A 17,640-nucleotide genomic window follows, 5' to 3' on the forward strand; every position below is an offset into this window, starting at 1 on the left:
CGAAGTCGTTGAAGATGAGAGAAGCGCCGCCGCCAGGACTCGAACCTGGGACCACCTCGTTAACAGCGAGGTGCTCTACCAACTGAGCTACGGCGGCTTTCGTCTGCAATGCTTCGTATTCGACGTTTCTTGATAGGGCTTTCGTTTTTGCCCGACGGCTGGCGGGTGACAGCGTCTCACGCGGCCGCGAGCGCACCGTCACGCTTTCGCCACCCGGCACGGAACTGACGCGCATGACGAACACGGACCTCGACGCAGTCGTCGCCGCGGTCCGCGAGCGTATCGACCCCGACGAGGCGGAACGTCGGGCGCTCGCCGATGCGGCGGCGGACTTGGAGTCCCGCGTCCACGACGCGCTGGCAGACCTGCCCGTGGACGCCGGCGTGCTGCAAGTCGGCAGCACCGCCCGCGGCACGTGGCTCTCCGGCGACCGGGACATCGACCTCTTCGTCCGGTTTCCAGACGACCTCTCTCGCGAAGAACTGGAAGAATACGGTCTCACTGTCGGTCACGCCGTCCTCCCCGACGGGCACGAAGAGTACGCCGAACATCCCTACGTCAAAGGCGACTACGAGGGGTTCGACGTCGACCTCGTCCCCTGTTACGACGTTCCCACGGCACCCGACATTCGCTCGGCGGTCGACCGGACGCCGTTCCACAACGCCTACCTCACCGAACGCCTCGACGACGACCTCGCGGCCGAGGTTCGTGTCTTCAAACGTTTCCTGAAGGGAATCGGAGCCTACGGGAGCGACCTCCGGACAGAGGGCTTCTCGGGCTACCTCGCCGAACTCCTCCTCCTCGAATACGGTGGCTTCGAAGCACTGCTGCGTGCCGCAGCCGATTGGAACCCACCAGTCGAGTTCGACCCGGAAGACCACGGGACACGAACGTTCTCGGACCCGCTCGTCGTCATCGACCCGACGGACCCAGAACGGAACGTCGCCGCCGTCTGCTCGGCAGAGAACGTCGCGCGACTCCAGCACTACGCTCGCTGTCTGTTGTCTGACCCGCGTGAGGCCCTCTTTTTCCTCCCCGACCCACCGGCACTCGATGCGGACGGCGTCCGGAGTCATCTCGAACGACGTGGCACGACACCGGTCGCTATCGTCTTCGACGCGCCGGGCCTCGTCGACGACCAACTCTACCCGCAACTCCGGAAGTCGCTCGACGGCGTCGCAAACGGCCTCGACCGGCGCGGATTCGACGTGTTCCGAAAGGAGACGTTCGCCGACGACGATGCCGTGTTGTTCCTCGAACTCTCGGTCGCAGAGCGCCCGCGGGTCGAACGACACGACGGACCGCCGGTTCACGTCCGACAGCACGCAGAAGGGTTCTACGACGCGTACGCCGACGGCGACGACGACTACGGCCCGTTCCTCGACGGTGACCGGTTCGTCGTCGAACGCGAACGCGAGTTCACGTCGGCGACAGCGTTCCTCACGAGCGACGCACTGTTCGACGTTGCACTCGGCAAGCACGTCGAATCGACGGTGCGAGAAGACGGGTACGAGGTTCTCGTTGGCGACGACGTTGCCACCCTCGCCGACGCGTTCGGTTCGGAGTTAGGTCGTTACTTCGAACCGAGACCCTGAACGTTGCGAATCTCGTCTACGAGGTCCACGTTCTTCTGGTCGGGGTCTTCGTCGGGGTCCATCGCGATTCGGCCGTCGAACGTCTCGTGGACGATTGCGACGCCCTCAGAGAGCGTGTCGAGACCGTACCCGCCTTCGAGGACGAACGCGAGTGCGGTATCCGTCTCGTCACACAGGTCGCGAACTCGTTCGGTGAGCATCGCGTACCCTTCCGTCGAGACGCGCATCCGAGAAATTGGGTCGTGTCGGTGGGCGTCGAACCCGGCGCTCACGATGAACAGGTCCGGGTCGAACTGTTCGACTGCCGGTTCGATTGCCTCCTCGAACGAGTAGACGTAGTCGGCGTCGCCCGCACCCGCGCGGAGTGGAACGTTGAGGGTCGTCCCCTCCGCACCGTCGTCGCCGGTCTCTTCGACTTCGCCTGTGCCGGGGTAGAGACCGTCTTCGTGGATGGAGGCGTAGAACACGTCGTCGCGGTCGTAGAAGATGTCCTGTGTTCCGTTCCCGTGGTGGACGTCCCAGTCGAAGATAGCGACGCGTTCGGCGAGGCCGTCGTCCATGACCGCCTGCGCGGCGACGGCGACGTTGTTGAAGAAACAAAACCCCATGGCGTCGTCTTCGACGGCGTGGTGACCCGGCGGGCGACCAAGCGAGAAGGGTGTGTCGCGGCCATCGTTGCCGTTTAGCGCAGACCGTGCGGCCCACTCTGCGAGTCCCGCAGACGCGAGGGCGGCGACCCAGGACTGTTCGACGGCGACCGTGTCTGGGTCCCAGTTCCCACCACCGCCGCGACAGAACGACTGGAACTCGTCGACATAGTCCTGGTCGTGGACGGCGGTGACGGTCGATTTCTCGGCAGGTGCCGCTTCGACGTATTCGACACCGTGGCGCTTGGCGAGTCCGCGGCGGATGGCGCGAAGGCGGTCCGCGGTCTCCGGGTGCCGTGGGCCGGTATCGTGGTCGAGACACGTCTCGTTGTAGCCGAAGCGCATTATTCGAAGAGGGAGAAGTAGGTCTCGATATCCTCGGCTTGCACCGTTCGGCGGTCGGCGTGGTGTGCGAGTTTCACCGCGGCGCTCGCCACGTTGTTGGCGTAGTCTTCGAGGATATCGGCCAGTGCGATTCGAGCATCCATGGCGACGCGGTACCGGCCGTCGATTTGGAGGCGTGCGATACGGTCGATAGGGGCGACGGGAAGATAGAGGTCGTCTCGGTCGACGACTTGCTGGACGCCGAAGTCTTCGGCCATCAACGTCTTGCGGCCGTCCGCCGTCGCCCGCTCGGCGGCGTCAATCGCCAACTCGGCGCCGTGGTCCTGAATCCGGCGCGCGAGTTCCTCTGCAGCACCTGCACTCACCCGGAGGTCACCCGCGTTCTGCCGGATAATCGCGTCTACCGGGGCGAACGGTAGCTCGACACTCATACCCACATATCGGGTCCGTCCGGCGTATAATCCTTTCCGTAGCGGTGTCTTCTGGATTTTATCGTCCGCACAGCTCCAGAGAGTCGCCTGAAATGCCGTCACACGGTTGACAAGGCGTGTGACGGCGTGGGAACCGCCCGAGCGCGGACCGCGTTCGTCGGCTTATCGCTTTGCGCCCGTGTGAACTTCGACCGAGTCCGCGGTGATGCGGCCGTCGGTCTCGGTTCCCTCGACGGTCACTTCGTCGCCGAGGCCGAGTTCGGCGTCGGTCTCGACCGTCTTCGTCTGTGTTCCGTCGTCGAGGATGACGGGGGTGCCAGCCTGAACGACCGTTCCGGTGAACTCGACGGGTTCGCCGTCTGCACCGGTGTCAGACGCCCCTGCGGATGCACTGGTCGATTCGGCGGAGCCAGCCGACCCCGAGTCCCCCGAGAAGGCACCGAGTCCCTGGTCGTTCGTGTTCGCAGACGCGGCGTCGCTTCCGCCGGCGCTGTCCGGAGCATCGTCCATGACCGTGACGGACGAGCGCCATCCGGCGGATGCTTCGAGGTCCTCTTGCCAACCTTCCTTGATTTGCACGTCTGTGATGACGACGTAGTCGGCGAGGTCCACGTCGGTGTCGGCCTTCTCGCCCCAGAGTGCGACGCGAATGTCGTCCGTGTCGTCCTTGACGCGAATGTTTCTGACCTGTCCTTGCGACCCGTCGTCGCGGTCGAACGTACGCTTGCCGTCGGCCTCGATGACGCCGCCTGCGATGTCGACAGTCTGGCCGAGTTCGAGGGCCGCGATGTCCGTCGTCTCGGGGACGTACTCGACGTCTTCGTCGATGACTTCGACGGCCCCGCGTGACCCGACGTGGAGTTCGAGCGACCCGTCGCGTTCGCGGACGTAGCCGTCGACGACTTCGACGGACGACCCGACTTCGAGTTCCCCAGCGAGGTCCGCTCGCTCGTCCCAGAGCGTGACGCGGACGCGACCGGTCGCGTCGCCGAGCGAGAGGTTCGAGACGCGGCCCTCAGAGCCATCGTCGCGGTCGAACGTTCGAACCTCACCCGTATCGAGGAGTTTCCCTTTGAGGTTCACGTCCGAGAGGCCGAGTGCGAGGTCCTCGACGCGATAGCTATCGAGAATCTGCACGTCGACGTCGGCGTCGGGGTCCTCTTCGACCTTGCTGGCACTGACTTCGACGCCGTTGTAGCCGTCTTTCGGTCGTCCGGCGATGCGCAGGACGGTCCCGACTTCGAGGTTCTCTTCTGCGCCGACGGCCATCTCGTCCCACAGCGAGACGCGGATGCGACCCGTCTCGTCGGCGACTTCGATGTTGAGGACGCGCCCGTCTTCGTCTTCGCCGTCGCGTTCGAAGGTGCGAACGTCGCCGACGCTGACGACCTTCGCGAGGAACTTCACGTCCTCCATGCCGGGTTCGATGTCGGCGATGCCGTTTACCTCCTCGTCGCGGAGTTCGTGGGCGATGAGCATCGCCGCCGTCTCCTCGTCGGCGAGGCCACCCATCTGTTCGACCTTATCTTTGACCGCGGCCTCGAACTTCTCGAACTCGACGTCGGTATCGAGGTCCTCGTAGACGTCCTCGATGACGCCCATCAGGCGTCACCTCCCTGTGCAAATCGCGCACGTCGCGGCAGACCACACGTCGTACTCATTCTATGGACGAACAGGGAAGGCCGGCGCTTAAGCGTTGTTTTCCTCGTGGTTAGGCGCACGTGACGATGGCGCAAAACGAACGACATAGCGGGGGTGGGTCCGTCTTCGTAGATGAACCTTCGTAGAACAGCGACCGTCGCCGAGGACCCTCGGTGGGGGCGTCGCCGAAGTGGGTGGTTACGTGTTTACTTCGCGGCGGGCGACAGTCCGCCGACCGTTCACGTCGTCGTGGACGACCACGACTTCGCCGGGCAGTTGGAACTTGAACCGAAGTTCGACCCGGTAGCCGAGTGGGACGAGCGCCTGCGTGCACTCTTCGTCCGGAGCCGTCTCTTCGACCGTCTCGACGACGACTGCGGCAGTGTTCGACTCGGCGTCGTACTCGACGGCAGCGAGTCGGACGACCGAACACCCACTCGCACCCCAGAGACAGCCTTCGACGCTGATGATACCGTTCTCGATGGCAGGAACGTTCGCCTTTCCGTCCGCCGGGCACTCGTCGGTGGACACCGGCGCAATCGACTGCCCGGCCAACACCGGTTCGCTCGGTGTCGGCGTCGGTGTCGCAGTCGTCGTCTCCGTGGTCGGTCGGCCGTCGTCACCCTCGTCGTTGGCGGCGCACCCCGCGAGTGAGGCGCAGAGACTTGCAACACCGGCGAGGATGGAACGTCGATTCACGAACGGTGGTACACTACCTCGACAAAAAGTCCTTGCGTCGAAACACCCGTGCGAGGGTGGAGTGCAGAGGTCACCCCGCCCCCGGAGAACGTCCGTGGCTCGTGCCGTGGTCCCGCGGTTCACTGACAGTCCACATCGTAACCGTCTTAAGTAACCGTCGAGTACCGAAGAATGCAGCAAGACAGTCCTGATAGGGTAGTGGACTATCCTCCTGGCTTGCGGAGCCAGGGACCGGAGTTCAAATCTCCGTCAGGACGTTTTCCTTCCGAACACTAACTTCCGAGAGACCTCCGTGTCTCTCGGTCTGTTCGGAGTACACGGACTCCAAGGAGAATTGAGCAGGGAGCGACGCGAACAGAGTGAGCAGAGTGACCGAGTTCAAATCTCCGTCAGGACACTCACTGCGTTCGGCCCTGACGTGCTCCACGCTCGCGATGCTCGCGTGGAACTCCGTCAGGACGTTTTCCTTCCGAACACTAACCACAGACAGACTACTGTCCTCCGCACCGCTCCGGACGCTCGATTCACTCTCTGTTAAACTCACTAGCAGTGTGACTAACCGCACGAAATCACCTCGGTGAGTAGTGCCGTCGCTCAGCGATGGCGACTCGGAAAAGTTGGGTATCACTCGTCGTCGTACGGGGGTTCAAGCCGCGGGGCGCGTTCGTCGTCGTGTTGGTCGACTGACGACGTGGTACGGGAACTCTGTGGGCGGGGTCGAGGGGGCACCTCGGTCCGAGGGGCCGTAGACCATGCTTCGTGGCAGTCAGGACAGTAATTGCCCTTGTACATCCGGGTGAACGAATAGTTGTCACCACAGCGGATGCAGACCGGTGACTGCGTCATGGTTCGAAACCTCGGTCGAGGATTTTGTGGGCATTCATGTGCTATCATACCTCATATGTCCCCGAGACGCATAAGTATGACCTCAATTTGCAGGGACGTTCCGCGCGCGAGAGACGTTACAGCGGTGCTAACTCAGGATTCGAACAGCGAGAGGTCCGGACTGGTTCTCGTTCCCGAACCGATGCGGGGGAGCAGTCCACGCTGAAACGCGGCAGATACTGTTGGTGGTTACAGAGTCCCCTCGTCGGGTCGACAATACAGACGTTTTTACCCGCCAACGGCCGAGACTACCACTATGGACGATTCGCTTCGCGCCGGCGTCGCAATCTACAACGCGGGGGCGTATCGGGCGGCCCACGGCGCGTGGGAGTCCGTCTGGTTGGGCCTCGAAGACGGAAGCGACGACGAACGGTTTCTCCACGGTCTCATCCAGTTCACCGCCGCCGTCCACCACGCCCGAGCGCAGAATTACTCCGGTGCAATAGGGTTGGCCAGCAGTGCTCAGACGTACCTCGATGGCCTCCCGGACGACTACCGCGGCCTCGACATCGACGGCGTTCGCACTGCCCTGTCACGTCTCGAATCTGACCCCGACATCGTCGTCCGTGACGACCCACCCAGACTCCGTCTCGACGGTCAGGTCGTCACTCTCGACGACCTCGACTTCGATGGTATCGTCGTCGCCGCCGAGACACTCGCCGAAGAGTTGGAGGGCTACGACGAATCGGTGGTCGAGGACGCAATCGAGTACGCTCGGACAGAGGTCTCGAACGGGGCGCAGACGCAGTTCACGGCGATGGTGTTCGACTTCGTGCAAAACGACACACAGCGTGGCCTCGTCTACCAGCGAATGACAGAACACGTTCGACTGAAACGACGCCGCGAAGACGACGTCACTGGGTTGTTCGAGTAAGTCGAGCGGTTCAGGCTTCGTCCAACGGTTCGCCCTCGAAGGTGTACTCTGCGGAGTTGTCGACAGGGTCGTAGCCGAGTACCTCGCGGGCGCGGTCGATAGAGTAGTATTTTCGGTCGTTGTCGGAGATGCCGTAGACGATTTCGTAGTCGTAGTCGGCTTCCAGACAGCACTCGAAGAGGTGTGCACAGTCGCGGTACGAGAGCCACATCGCCTGTCCGCGTTCGTACTCCCGAGGTGGGTGGTGTTGCGTGAGGTTGCCGATGCGGACGTTGACGACGGAGATGTCGTGGTGGTCGTGGTAGTACCGGCCGAGTGTCTCACCAGTCGCCTTACTCACACCGTAGAGGTTGCTCGGACGGGGAAGTTCGTTCCCATCGAGGCGGAACTCGTGGTGCGAACGGTACATGTCCGGCGTCCGGTCTTCGGTCTCGTACGCGCCCACGGCGTGGTTCGACGAGGCGAAGGCGAACTTCTCGACGCCCGCGTCGACGGCCGCCCGGTACATCTTCTGCGTCCCGTCGATGTTGTTTCTGAGTACACTGTCCCACGGTGCCTCTGGACGGGGGTCACCCGCGAGGTGGATGACTGCGTAGGCGCCGTCCATCGCGTTCTTCACGGCAGTTTCGTCCGTGATGTCCGCGACGTAGACGTTCGTTCGGTCGACCGACGCTGGAATCTTCTCGTCTGGAAGTGGCTCGCGGTCCAGTAGCCGCCAGTCGTAGGCGTCACCAATGTGCCCGAGTATCGCCTGGCCGACGCGCCCGCCAGCCCCCGTAAGCAAAACCGGCTGGTCCATTCGGTTCAACGTCCGGCGAGGGAGGCTAAGTAAGGTCCGGTTCGCGTCTGCGAAGGCATCTAATCGGCGAACTTTAGCCCCGAGCGACATATCTCCGGACATGGTCACCGACCCACAGACCGCCTGTTTCGAGGCGGGTATCAAGTTCGGCACGCTCTACCACCAGTTCGCCGGCACGCCGGTCTCACCCGAGAGTGCTCGGAGCCTCGAACAGGCGATGGCGGAGGCCATCGAGAACCAACCGTACTGTGAGTCGGTCTCCGTCGATATTCTGGACGACGAACTCGAAGCCGAACTCGCCGACTCGACGGCTGACTACACGGAACTCACGGGGCGGTTCATGGAAGTCGAGATGCAAATCGAGTACGAAGGCGTCACGGTCCGGACGAAGATGGAGATGGAAGACGGGTACCCGCTGATGAAACTCGTCTCTGTCGAGTGAGGGTAGTCGAAGCGGTTCGAGAAATCGGCCACGACCACGACCGAGTCGCACGATTTCACTTTCACTTTCGGGGTCGTTTTTAAACCCCTCCGTGCCGAACGTGTTGGCATGAGTCAAGCTACCCTCGGCGACGACGAACTGTTCGGAGAGGCGGCGGCGGAAATGCGTGCAGATGTCGAAGAACACCTCGACGAGGCCCGCGCCGTCCTCCCCGACGCAGACGACGTGTGGAACGCGGACGCTGACAACGTCCTCGGTGTCCTCAACGGCCTCCGGTCGTCCCTGAACGTCGAAGACGCTAGCGAACACCTCCGGCAGGCCAAGAAGTGGTTCGTCATCGGCAAACGAGCAGAGGCGTTCGACGACCCGGAGGACCTGGAAGAAGCCATCGCTGACCTCGAAGAACTCCTCGAGATGGTCGAAGACGCCCACGAACTCGTCGGCGAACTCACCAACACGATGCCGCAACTCCGTGGCGCACTCGCGGACGCCGCTGAAGCGGCCGGCGAAGAAGCGGAAGCGGAAGAAGAAGAGGAAGAGGAAGAAGAGTAGCTCGGAGAGACAAGTCCCTCACGTGCGGTCACGCGATTCGACCGCTGCGAGGAGTCTCGCGAGTGCGTCGGCCGCGAGTGACTCCAACTCTTCTCCACGCGCCGCGTCGCCGTCGGCCGGGTCACCGACGACACCGTTTTCGGCGAATTCGTCCGAGTCGTGCGCGAGATTGACCCCCGAGACCCACTCTCCCCAGCGGTCTGCCGCGCCCTCTCTCGCTTCGTCGATTCGGTCTTCACGGACGAGTTCGGGATGCGTGTGTCGGAGCAGTGCGGTTTCGAGTGGCCCGCCGTGGCCCATGTCTGTGGAGTGTTCACCGACAGCGTCGAACCACGTGAACGCGACGGTGTAGGCGTCGCCCGTCCGCGAGATTCGTCGGCAGACTTCTGCGAGGGCCTCGATGTTACCGCCGTGGCCGTTCACGACGACGACGCGGTCGAATCCGTGGAACGCGAGCGATTCGATAGTCTCGCGGACGTACGCGCGGAAGGTGTCAGGTGAGACCCACAGCGTTCCGTCGAAGGCGCGGTGTTCCTCGGCGACGCCGACCGGAATCGTCGGGGCGACGACAACCTCGCCGTCGAACGCCTCGGCACCCGCCTCGGCAATCGAGTCGGCGTTGAGAAAGTCCGTCCCGAGCGGTGCGTGTGGTCCGTGTTGCTCGGTACTCCCGACGGGGAGGACCGCGAGGTTGGCGTCGAGGTCGGCGACATCGGTCCAGGTGGCCTCAGAGAGTCGCATGACGGGAGAACGGAGGGGGTGGCCTTAGTGGTAGGCGCTTTCAGCGGGGAGCAGGGGGCGTTGATTCGAGTGGAATCTCGCGTCCGTCAGTCGTCGCTGGCGTCTACTTCGGCCTGCCGGCGCGCGGCGCGTTCGACGAACTCGTCGGGGAGTTGGTCGATTTCCCCCGCCTGAACGCCCCAGAGGTGAGCGTAGAGGCCGTCTTCGGTCAACAGGTCGTCGTGGGTTCCGCGTTCGACGATACGACCGTCTTCGAGGACGACGATTTGGTCGGCGTCTTTGATGGTCGAGAGGCGGTGCGCGATGCTGAACGTGGTTCGGTCGGCAGTGAGCGAATCGAGCGAGCGCTGGATGAGCATCTCCGTCTCGGTGTCCACGTCCGACGTGGCCTCGTCCAAGACGAGGATTTCGGGGTCTTTGAGGATGGCACGGGCGATAGAGACACGCTGGCGTTGGCCGCCCGAAAGCTTCACCCCGCGTTCGCCGACTTTCGTGTCGTATCCGTTGGGGAGATTCGAGATGAAGTCGTGGGCCTCGGCGGCTTTCGCGGCCGCGACGATATCCTCGTGGTCGGCGTCGAACGTGCCGTAGGCGATGTTCTCCTCGACTGTCCCGTAGAACAGGAACGTCTCTTGACTGACGTAGGCGATGGATTCACGCAGACTCGATAGCGCTACGTCACGAACGTCTTGGCCGTCGATACTGACACTTCCTTCGTCGGTGTCGTACATCCGCATCAACAACTTGAGGATGGTCGATTTCCCGGCACCGGTCGGGCCGACGAGCGCGAGTGTTTCCCCGCCGCCGACGTCGAACGAGATGTCTTCGACGATTGGGTCGCCGTCGTCGTAGCCGAACGTCACGTCGTCGTACTCGACGCGGCCCTCGGAGACGACGAGGTCCGGCGCGTCTTTCTTCTCGGCGAGGCGGGCGGGTTCGTCCATCAGGCCGAAGATGCGCGCACTGGAGGCGTGGGCGCGCTGGTACATGTTGATTATCTGCCCGAATTGGGCCAGCGGCCAGACGAACTGTTGTGTGAGCAGGATGAACGTGACGAACTCACCGATTTCGAGCGTGCCGGTGAAGGGGCCGGGACCCTCGCCGTTGATTACCCAGAGGCCACCGACGACGAACGTCAGTGTGAATCCGATGCCGGCGAGGATGCGCAGTGCCGGGAAGAACTTGATTCGAGTGTTGATGGCGTCCCAGTTGGCGTCGAAGTAATCCATGGAGACGCCATCGACGCGGTCTGATTCGTGGGATTCGGCGTTGAACGTCTTGATGACCTGAATACCGCCGAGGTTGTTCTCCAATCGAGAGTTGAGTTTGCCGACGGACGAACGCACGTCGGCGTACTTCGGCTGGATGATGTCGACGAACTTCCACGTGAACAGCGCGATGAGGGGAACCGGAAGCAGGGCGACGAGTGCCAGTTGCCAGTTGTACGAGACGAGGACGACGGCGATGGCGAGGACCATCACGGAGAGACGGAAGAACGAGTTCATCCCGTCGTTGAGGAACCGTTCGAGTCGGTTCACGTCGTTCGAGAGGATGGACATCATCTCGCCGGTTTGCTTGTCGGCGAAGAAGTCCATGTTGAGCAGTTGCATCCGGTCGTACGTGTCGGTCCGGACGGCGTGCTGGATGTTCTGCGCGTAGGAGTTCCATCCCCAATTGCGGAGCCAGTGGAACAGGGCACCGCCGGTGAAACTGAAGACGATGAGGCCGACGGCGAACATGAACTGGCCGCTTCGCGCCGCGGGAACGAATGGGGCAATCCACGCTTCGGGGAGGACGGGGAATCCTGCTGCGAAGGACTTCTCTTGGCGGATGATGGCGTCGATGGCGAGGCCGAGAACGACCGGTGGGACCAAATCCAGCACTCGGGCGGCGATGCTGGCAAGGACGCCGACGACGAACTGCGAGGTGTTCTCACGCCCGTATTCGGAGAACAGTCGTCGCATCGGGTTGTCGACCCGTTCTCGCTGGTCCTCGAACGGGTCGTCGTCTGTATCAGGAGGCACGAAATCGTTTCAGGGCGCGCGCAGGCTAAAGTCCTCGGGTGGGGGAGCCCTCCGCCGGTTTCTGTCGGTCAGGCGCCATCATCACGGCGCGCCTGCAGCGTCACGATACCCTGTGCAACCGAGAGGATGAAGGTTGCCGCAAGCAGGGCGAGTGAGACGGGCAGTCGGAACTCTGGACGGCCGACGGCGAGGAAATAGCTGTGCGCGACGACGGCGAACAGACCCGCACCCACGAGGAGGAGTGAGAACTGATAGCCACGTCGCTCTCGCTGGACGAGTCGACGCAGTCCGTCGAGGAACACGAGGACGACGGCGAGGTTGAGAAGGTTGAACACCTGAATGCCGCCGGGGATGCCGAACAGGGTCCACTCTTCCCAGTACGCGGAGTCTATCTCGTGCGTAATCAGCACCGCCACGTTCAGAATGTACAACCGAACCGTCCACCTGTGACTGTCCATCGTTTGACCACCTGAACGATGGGGTGCCAGTGAGATGAAGTTGGGGTTACAGGAACCGTCCTTCGACTTCGGGGTCGATACCGGCCTCGGAGAGGTCTTGACGGACGCGTTCACGGAGTGGGTCCGGAACCGTGTCGCGTCCGACTGGGACCGCCGTCTCGCCGTCACCTTTCACTTTCCAGTAGAGGACACAGTTCGACGGTTCGTAGAATTCGATGCTATACGCGTCGTCGGCACCGCGGTAGTGGACGCGGGCCGCGAAGTCCTCAGCGAACCACCCTTCGAGGTCGGCCAGCGCATCGACGTATTCGCTCATGGGGTGACTCTCACAGGCCACGCTTTCGGTCGTTTCGCTTTTCAGTCGAGGACGACGCGGTCGCCTTCTTCGATACACGTCTCGTTCGTGTAGCCGTACGGGACTTCGAGGACGTACTTCCCAGTGCCTCGGTAGCGAGTCAAGTCGGACTCGCTCGTCCCCTCGAGGTCCAATTCGGCGTGGTGAATCTTCGTGATGGTGCCGTTCTCGGCGACGAAGACGATGTCGAGCGGGAAGGCCATATCGCGCATCACGTAGGCGTAGGTCCCCGGCGAGTCGTGGACGAACCACATCCCCTCGTTCGCCGCGAGCGACTCGGTGTCGCTCAACCCCGTGAAGCGCTTGGCGTAGGTGTCGGCGACACGGGCATCGACGGTGGCGAGCGTCTCACCCGTCTCGTCGTCGACGATGGTCAGCGAGGTTCGCTCGTAGTCGTCGGTCGCCCCCGGTGCGATTGCCGGGTTTGAGAGGTAGACCACGCTGGCGACGACGACGAGCACGGCCGCGAAGAACACCGCAGTTCGTGCGCGAGAGGTCATTCGTTCGATACAATGGTCGCCGTGAGTCTAAGGGTTCCGGGGAGTCGGTCGAAACAATAACCGTTATGAGCGCGAACCGGTTCGGTTGAACTGCAGGGCTCGTGGTCTAGTTGGTTATGACGCGGCCTTTACAAGGCTGAGGTCGGTGGTTCGAATCCGCCCGAGCCCATGTTTCTGCGACGAACGAAGTGAGTCGAGAAACATCACTGAGGGTGGGAGAACCTTGCGGCAACCGAGCGGAGCGAGGTTGACGGAGTGGCTCGAATCCGCCCGAGCCCACTTCTGACGACACAACACGACGAGCGGAGCGAGGAGTCTGTGTCGTCTGAGTGGGCGACGAGGATTCGAACCCTACGAGGCGAGCGAAGCGAGTCTCGGTCCGGTTCGAATCCGCACGATGCCTCTCACTCCCCACACCCACCACACGAACCTTTTTAGCCCAAACCGCACCCACTCCCGTCCAGTGACTCTCACGACTCGCCTCCGCGACAACCCACGGGCGACCCTCGTCGTCCTCGGGTACGCACTCGTCGTCCTCGTCGCCTCGGTGGTCCCGACACCACCGGGGGGTCTCACACCGAGCGGACCGCTCGGACTCGTCGGACTCGACAAGTGGGTCCACGGGGTCGGATACGCAGTGCTGGGGTTCGGTCTTGCACTCGCCAGTCGGGCACAGCGGGGGACAGAAATTGGCCACGTTATCGTCGTCGCCAGTGCCTACGGCGCGGGAATCGAACTCGTACAGGCGACGCTTCCGTATCGGTCGTTCAGCATCGCCGACGCGGGCGCGAACGTTCTCGGAGCGGTACTCGGGGGTCTCCTCTGGTACATCAGCAACAGATTACAAACCGGCAGGTAGCGTTATCATCCCCCCTTGTCTACCACCAGCCGAGAAGTGAGAGGCACATGGGCACGAAACGACTACTCCGGGCATCTGGGCGGGCTCTCGGACTCGTGGGGGTGGCGCTCACCGGCGTGTACCTCCTCGCGCTCCGCCCGTGGCACAGGCGCTGGGGAACGACCGACACCGAGGCGACGGGCGCACTTCCGGGCGACGACTTCGTCGAGGACGCAGACGTAGAGTCGACGCGGGCAATCACCATCGCAGCGCCGTCACGGGCCGTCTGGCCGTGGTTGGTGCAGTTGGGTCAGGGCCGCGGTGGCTTCTACAGTTACGAACGATTGGAGAGCTTCTTCGGGTTACAGACTCACGACGCCGACCCCACCCAACCGAGTCATCACCATCTCCGCGTCGGCGACGCGATTCGACTCGGCCCGCTGGGGACGAACGCGCTGACGTTCCGCGTGGCGGTCATCGACCCTGGCCGGTCGCTCGTGTTGAGCGCCCCGGGGTGGGAGACGGGCGCGAGTCCGGCGACGTGGACGTTCGCGTTGCACGAACTCTCACCGGGTTCGACGAGGCTCGTCGTTCGGTTCCGCGGACGTTCGACGACTCTTCGAGAGCGTTTGGTCAACCGACTCGTCGTGGAACCCGTGCAATTCGCCATGGAGCGGAAGATGCTCAAGGGCATCCGCAAACGGGCCGAGCGGGCGCGAGCGAGTGCGACTGAGGGGCGGCGGCGCTGACCCACCGCCGACGGGCGATTCGAAAGTCTTTTTCGTCCCCTCCGGCTTCGGAAGAGTGCAAGCCGCCTTAGCTCAGACTGGGAGAGCACTCGACTGAAGATCGAGCTGTCCCCGGTTCAAATCCGGGAGGCGGCATTTTCCTGCGAACAACGTGAGCAGTGAAACTGCTCGCGACCGGTTTGAACCCGGGAGGTGACACTCCTCTGACTCTGCCGAAGAGTGTCTTCGATGTGCAATTTTGCGTCCACCGAGATGTGGCTCAACAGCCTCCGAAACTGTACTTAATGGGAGCAGAAGCTCTCGTAAGCGACACATAACAATACGTGTTATTTGTCAAATGAGCCTGATGACAGGTCCTTCAGATTCCGACAGCGGACTTCCGCTTGGTAGACGCTCTGCACTCAAATTGACTGGTGGATTCTTCCTCGCGAGTGCACTCGGCGGACAGGTCGCCGCAAATCAGGGCGACGGTGAGGCGACGAAGGTGTACCGCGTGACACAGGGGAGTCGTGAATACGAAATCTCGTTGCTCACGGGTGACACACCCGCCACGGAACTCTACGACCTTCGGATTCCGGACCAGTACGGTGGCGACAACGGGGCCACAGACCCTGGGGAGGGTCCATACTACGAGTCGGTTGGGCTCTCGTACCTCTTGGAAGAACAGGAGTCACTGATGTTCCTCTACGATGGCCCGAACGGAATCAGTCTCGTCGTTCTCCACGGTGGGCCGGGCGACGGCAGTGCTGTCACGTGGCGACTCACGGGCGTCCCCAGCGGCGCAACGTGGCTCGTGAAAGATGACCTGTACACCTATCCCGACACGGGGGAACAGGCGGTGTCGAACTACGACCGGTGGGACGTAAGCGGAAGCGAACACACCATCGACTGGACGTGGGATGGTGGCCGTACGGATGGCGGCGTCCTCGGTTACCTTTCCGGAGAGTTTTCGTTCGCCATCTACCCGGCGTACAACACCGCCGCCGCGCTCTACGGCGAGTATTTCTCCGGTCTCATCAGCGGGTGGTACGTCCTCACCGGCGGGTGGAACAGTCTGACGCGAGAACCGCTGAACCTCGAAGAACCGGTCACGATAACCTGTGAGACTGTCGAGGAACCTGAACAGACGCCAGAGACGCCAGACCCGACAGAGACACCCGAAGAAGAGACCCCACAGGAAGAAGAAGAAAACGAAGAAGACGACGACAAGAGAGACGACCAGAAGAAGGACGAATCTGACTGGAAAGACAAGCGTGACGAGGCCCGTGAGGAGTGGAAAGAAAAGCGCGACGAGTGGCAAGAGAGCCGAGACGACGGTGACGACGACTGGAAGGAAGAACGCGACGAGGCACGTGAAGAGCGGAAAGAGAAGCGTGAAGAGTGGCAAGAGAGCCGGGACGAAGAGAAAGAGAGGGACGACGACGAGGATGAAGACGAAGACAAAGACGAGGAGAAAAAAGGGAACGGCAAAGCCAAAGGCAAGGACAAGGGCAGCGGCAACTCGGGCAAGAAAAAAGGAAAGGGGCGAAGCAAGCGGGGTGACGACGACGATGACGACTGATTCGTCCATCAAAACGACGCCGGTGGGAAGGCTTCTCCGTCGCTAACTCTCGTGGCAGTTTTTGTGTGCGTGTCGAACCGTGCGGAGACCCAACCGGAGTCTTCTGTCACTGTCGCGGCAGTTCTCGCTTCGGAAGAACGTTAGTGTCAATTCATTGTCTGTGATGCCGTACCCGAACGTATGGCACACGAAGAAGAGACACACATCGACGCGATACTGGTACCGACAGACGGAAGCAAGGCAGCGATGCGAGCGGCACGGCAAGCGGTTCGCGTCGCACGAGAAAACGACGCGACGATTCACGTGATGTACGTGATGGACATGGGCGACGTCGATTACGTGGCCGTTCCGAGCGACATCGCCGAGACCAAAGGCCGACTGACGAAGAAGGGGCGAAAATTCGCAGAGAAGGTCCAAGCACTCGCCACAGAAGCAAACGTCGAGTGTACCGTCGTCGTTCGGTCTGGAATTCCAGAAGATGAGATAATCGAGTACGCCGACGAAGAGGGCATCGACCTCATCGTGATGGGAAAACGCGGGCAGCGAGACCCGGACAAACCACTCCTCGGGTCGACGACGAAGCGTGTCGTTGGTCGCACAGACGTGCCGGTTCGCGTCGTGTAAAACTCGATTTGAGTCGTATCTGAACGGTCGCCATCGGACGGTTACGGTAGTTACTGGATCACCCGAACGAGAACAAGACACCGACGAGAGCACGGTGGTGCACCAATTTCGGTCCTCGTTCCTAGCTTCACAAGACTTATACGTCCGACGTGGTTGAATCCAAAGGCAATGGCGAAAGGTAAAGTTGATTTCTTCAACGACACTGGCGGTTACGGTTTCATTTCTACTGACGACGCGGACGACGACGTGTTCTTCCACATGGAAGACGTTGGCGGCCCGGACCTCGAAGAGGGTCAGGAGATCGAATTCGACATCGAACAGGCCCCCAAGGGTCCCCGCGCGACGAACGTCACCCGCCTCTAAGCAGGTCTTCGTTCACCGCCGGTAACTTCACACACTGACGAACTTTCTTCCGTTTTTCACCCATCGAGAGCGGTGCATGTCGGCGCTAGCTAGTGAATAGTCGGATACGATAGGGGTATGCGGAAGGGTTAACCGTCCACAGGGCCGTTGTACAAAGGCAATGGCGAAAGGTAAGGTTGACTTCTTCAACGACACTGGCGGTTACGGTTTCATTTCTACTGACGACGCGGACGATGACGTGTTCTTCCACATGGAAGACGTTGGCGGCCCGGACCTCGAAGAGGGTCAGGAAGTAGAGTTCGACATCGAAGACGCCCCCAAGGGCCCGCGCGCGACGAACGTCAAGCGCCTCTAACTCAGGACTGACTCGTAACCGCAGACGCATCGACTTTTGAGAATTATTTTCTACACACCGAGCGGCCGCACTATCTCTGCCAAACCAGAATTGCAGACTAACACAATTCTCCATGTCAAACAATGACTCTGAGCAGCCAGAACCTTCATACGTCTCCGCAGT

21 protein-coding genes and 4 tRNA genes are annotated in these 17,640 nt (G+C 61.9%); 13 read left to right on the plus strand and 12 right to left on the minus strand.

The features are described from left to right. Nucleotides 1-24 precede the first annotated feature (24 nt). Nucleotides 25-97: transfer RNA gene (locus GJR96_RS02840), tRNA-Asn, on the minus strand. Nucleotides 98-233: 136 nt separating this feature from the next. Between GJR96_RS02840 and cca the strand changes: the two genes are divergently transcribed. Continuing rightward, a complete protein-coding gene (gene cca / locus GJR96_RS02845) occupies nt 234-1,595 on the plus strand; it encodes a CCA tRNA nucleotidyltransferase (protein WP_151161549.1) in 1,362 nt (453 codons plus the stop codon). Here cca and GJR96_RS02850 read toward each other — a convergent pair. The 4 genes from GJR96_RS02850 to GJR96_RS02865 all read right to left on the minus strand — a co-directional run bounded on the left by GJR96_RS02850 (nt 1,574) and on the right by GJR96_RS02865 (nt 5,358). Then, nucleotides 1,574-2,587: a histone deacetylase family protein gene (locus GJR96_RS02850; RefSeq protein WP_151161550.1), complete on the minus strand. Its 1,014-nt coding sequence runs from the start codon at nt 2,585-2,587 to the stop codon at nt 1,574-1,576. The genes cca and GJR96_RS02850 overlap by 22 nt on opposite strands. Beyond that, nucleotides 2,587-3,018 carry a histone gene (locus GJR96_RS18460; RefSeq protein WP_151161551.1) on the minus strand — a complete coding sequence of 144 codons (432 nt, stop codon included), beginning with the start codon at nt 3,016-3,018 and terminating at the stop codon, nt 2,587-2,589. Before GJR96_RS18460 ends, GJR96_RS02850 begins: the two co-directional genes overlap by 1 nt. Nucleotides 3,019-3,180: 162 nt before the next feature. Beyond that, nucleotides 3,181-4,620, minus strand: a complete 1,440-nt coding sequence (locus GJR96_RS02860; protein WP_151161552.1) for a single-stranded DNA binding protein — start codon at nt 4,618-4,620, stop codon at nt 3,181-3,183. A 237-nt stretch (nt 4,621-4,857) separates the two neighbouring features. Further along, on the minus strand, nt 4,858-5,358 hold the full coding sequence (locus GJR96_RS02865) for a hypothetical protein (protein ID WP_151161553.1): 501 nt from the start codon (nt 5,356-5,358) through the stop codon (nt 4,858-4,860). Between the two features lie 184 nt (nt 5,359-5,542). Between GJR96_RS02865 and GJR96_RS02870 the strand changes: the two genes are divergently transcribed. Then, a tRNA-Arg gene (locus GJR96_RS02870) sits at nt 5,543-5,615 on the plus strand. A 367-nt stretch (nt 5,616-5,982) separates the two neighbouring features. On the opposite strand, the gene GJR96_RS18585 is transcribed toward GJR96_RS02870, so the two are convergent. After that, nucleotides 5,983-6,252, minus strand: coding sequence for a DUF7564 family protein (locus tag GJR96_RS18585; protein ID WP_449271775.1), 270 nt, complete (start codon nt 6,250-6,252; stop codon nt 5,983-5,985). A 247-nt stretch (nt 6,253-6,499) separates the two neighbouring features. On the opposite strand from GJR96_RS18585, the gene GJR96_RS02875 reads away from it, so the two are divergent. After that, nucleotides 6,500-7,117 (plus strand): DUF309 domain-containing protein, encoded by a 618-nt coding sequence (locus GJR96_RS02875; protein WP_151161555.1) that lies wholly within the window; start codon nt 6,500-6,502, stop codon nt 7,115-7,117. Nucleotides 7,118-7,127: 10 nt separating this feature from the next. On the opposite strand, the gene azf is transcribed toward GJR96_RS02875, so the two are convergent. Continuing rightward, nucleotides 7,128-7,916: an NAD-dependent glucose-6-phosphate dehydrogenase gene (gene azf, locus GJR96_RS02880; protein WP_151161556.1), complete on the minus strand. Its 789-nt coding sequence runs from the start codon at nt 7,914-7,916 to the stop codon at nt 7,128-7,130. A 100-nt stretch (nt 7,917-8,016) separates the two neighbouring features. Here azf and GJR96_RS02885 point away from each other — a divergent pair, with 100 nt between their 5' ends. Both GJR96_RS02885 and GJR96_RS02890 read left to right on the plus strand, forming a co-directional pair. Further along, the gene (locus tag GJR96_RS02885) at nt 8,017-8,358 is read left to right on the plus strand and encodes a dihydroneopterin aldolase family protein (RefSeq protein ID WP_151161557.1); all 342 of its coding nucleotides are present in this window, start codon (nt 8,017-8,019) and stop codon (nt 8,356-8,358) included. Between the two features lie 108 nt (nt 8,359-8,466). Continuing rightward, a complete protein-coding gene (locus tag GJR96_RS02890) occupies nt 8,467-8,910 on the plus strand; it encodes a DUF5790 family protein (RefSeq protein WP_151161558.1) in 444 nt (147 codons plus the stop codon). Nucleotides 8,911-8,928: 18 nt separating this feature from the next. On the opposite strand, the gene GJR96_RS02895 is transcribed toward GJR96_RS02890, so the two are convergent. The 5 genes from GJR96_RS02895 to GJR96_RS02915 all read right to left on the minus strand — a co-directional run bounded on the left by GJR96_RS02895 (nt 8,929) and on the right by GJR96_RS02915 (nt 12,988). Beyond that, nucleotides 8,929-9,651, minus strand: coding sequence for a creatininase family protein (locus GJR96_RS02895; protein ID WP_151161559.1), 723 nt, complete (start codon nt 9,649-9,651; stop codon nt 8,929-8,931). 86 nt (nt 9,652-9,737) lie between these two features. Continuing rightward, complete coding sequence (locus GJR96_RS02900; RefSeq protein ID WP_151161560.1) at nt 9,738-11,675, minus strand: ABC transporter ATP-binding protein; 1,938 nt, start codon at nt 11,673-11,675, stop codon at nt 9,738-9,740. Nucleotides 11,676-11,743: 68 nt separating this feature from the next. Beyond that, nucleotides 11,744-12,133: a DUF6713 family protein gene (locus tag GJR96_RS02905; RefSeq protein ID WP_151161561.1), complete on the minus strand. Its 390-nt coding sequence runs from the start codon at nt 12,131-12,133 to the stop codon at nt 11,744-11,746. A 46-nt stretch (nt 12,134-12,179) separates the two neighbouring features. Continuing rightward, on the minus strand, nt 12,180-12,449 hold the full coding sequence (locus GJR96_RS02910; protein ID WP_151161562.1) for a DUF7538 family protein: 270 nt from the start codon (nt 12,447-12,449) through the stop codon (nt 12,180-12,182). Between the two features lie 41 nt (nt 12,450-12,490). Continuing rightward, entirely contained in the window at nt 12,491-12,988 is a 498-nt protein-coding gene (locus GJR96_RS02915; protein WP_151161563.1) for a DUF192 domain-containing protein, read from the minus strand. A 95-nt stretch (nt 12,989-13,083) separates the two neighbouring features. Here GJR96_RS02915 and GJR96_RS02920 point away from each other — a divergent pair. The 8 genes from GJR96_RS02920 (at nt 13,084) to GJR96_RS02955 (ending at nt 17,478) form a co-directional block, all read left to right on the plus strand. After that, nucleotides 13,084-13,157 (plus strand) — tRNA-Val (locus tag GJR96_RS02920). A 294-nt stretch (nt 13,158-13,451) separates the two neighbouring features. After that, the gene (locus GJR96_RS02925; RefSeq protein WP_151161564.1) at nt 13,452-13,847 is read left to right on the plus strand and encodes a VanZ family protein; all 396 of its coding nucleotides are present in this window, start codon (nt 13,452-13,454) and stop codon (nt 13,845-13,847) included. Between the two features lie 47 nt (nt 13,848-13,894). Continuing rightward, on the plus strand, nt 13,895-14,575 hold the full coding sequence (locus tag GJR96_RS02930; RefSeq protein ID WP_151161565.1) for a hypothetical protein: 681 nt from the start codon (nt 13,895-13,897) through the stop codon (nt 14,573-14,575). A gap of 61 nt (nt 14,576-14,636) precedes the next feature. Further along, nucleotides 14,637-14,710: transfer RNA gene (locus GJR96_RS02935), tRNA-Phe, on the plus strand. Between the two features lie 211 nt (nt 14,711-14,921). Continuing rightward, the gene (locus GJR96_RS02940; RefSeq protein ID WP_151161566.1) at nt 14,922-16,136 is read left to right on the plus strand and encodes a hypothetical protein; all 1,215 of its coding nucleotides are present in this window, start codon (nt 14,922-14,924) and stop codon (nt 16,134-16,136) included. A 180-nt stretch (nt 16,137-16,316) separates the two neighbouring features. Further along, on the plus strand, nt 16,317-16,760 hold the full coding sequence (locus tag GJR96_RS02945; protein ID WP_151161567.1) for a universal stress protein: 444 nt from the start codon (nt 16,317-16,319) through the stop codon (nt 16,758-16,760). A 168-nt stretch (nt 16,761-16,928) separates the two neighbouring features. Next, complete coding sequence (locus tag GJR96_RS02950) at nt 16,929-17,123, plus strand: cold-shock protein (protein WP_004057907.1); 195 nt, start codon at nt 16,929-16,931, stop codon at nt 17,121-17,123. A gap of 160 nt (nt 17,124-17,283) precedes the next feature. After that, nucleotides 17,284-17,478: a cold-shock protein gene (locus GJR96_RS02955; RefSeq protein WP_058571200.1), complete on the plus strand. Its 195-nt coding sequence runs from the start codon at nt 17,284-17,286 to the stop codon at nt 17,476-17,478. Nucleotides 17,479-17,640: the final 162 nt, after the last annotated feature.

The organism is Haloferax litoreum (genome assembly GCF_009674605.1).
Classification (GTDB): domain Archaea; phylum Halobacteriota; class Halobacteria; order Halobacteriales; family Haloferacaceae; genus Haloferax; species Haloferax litoreum.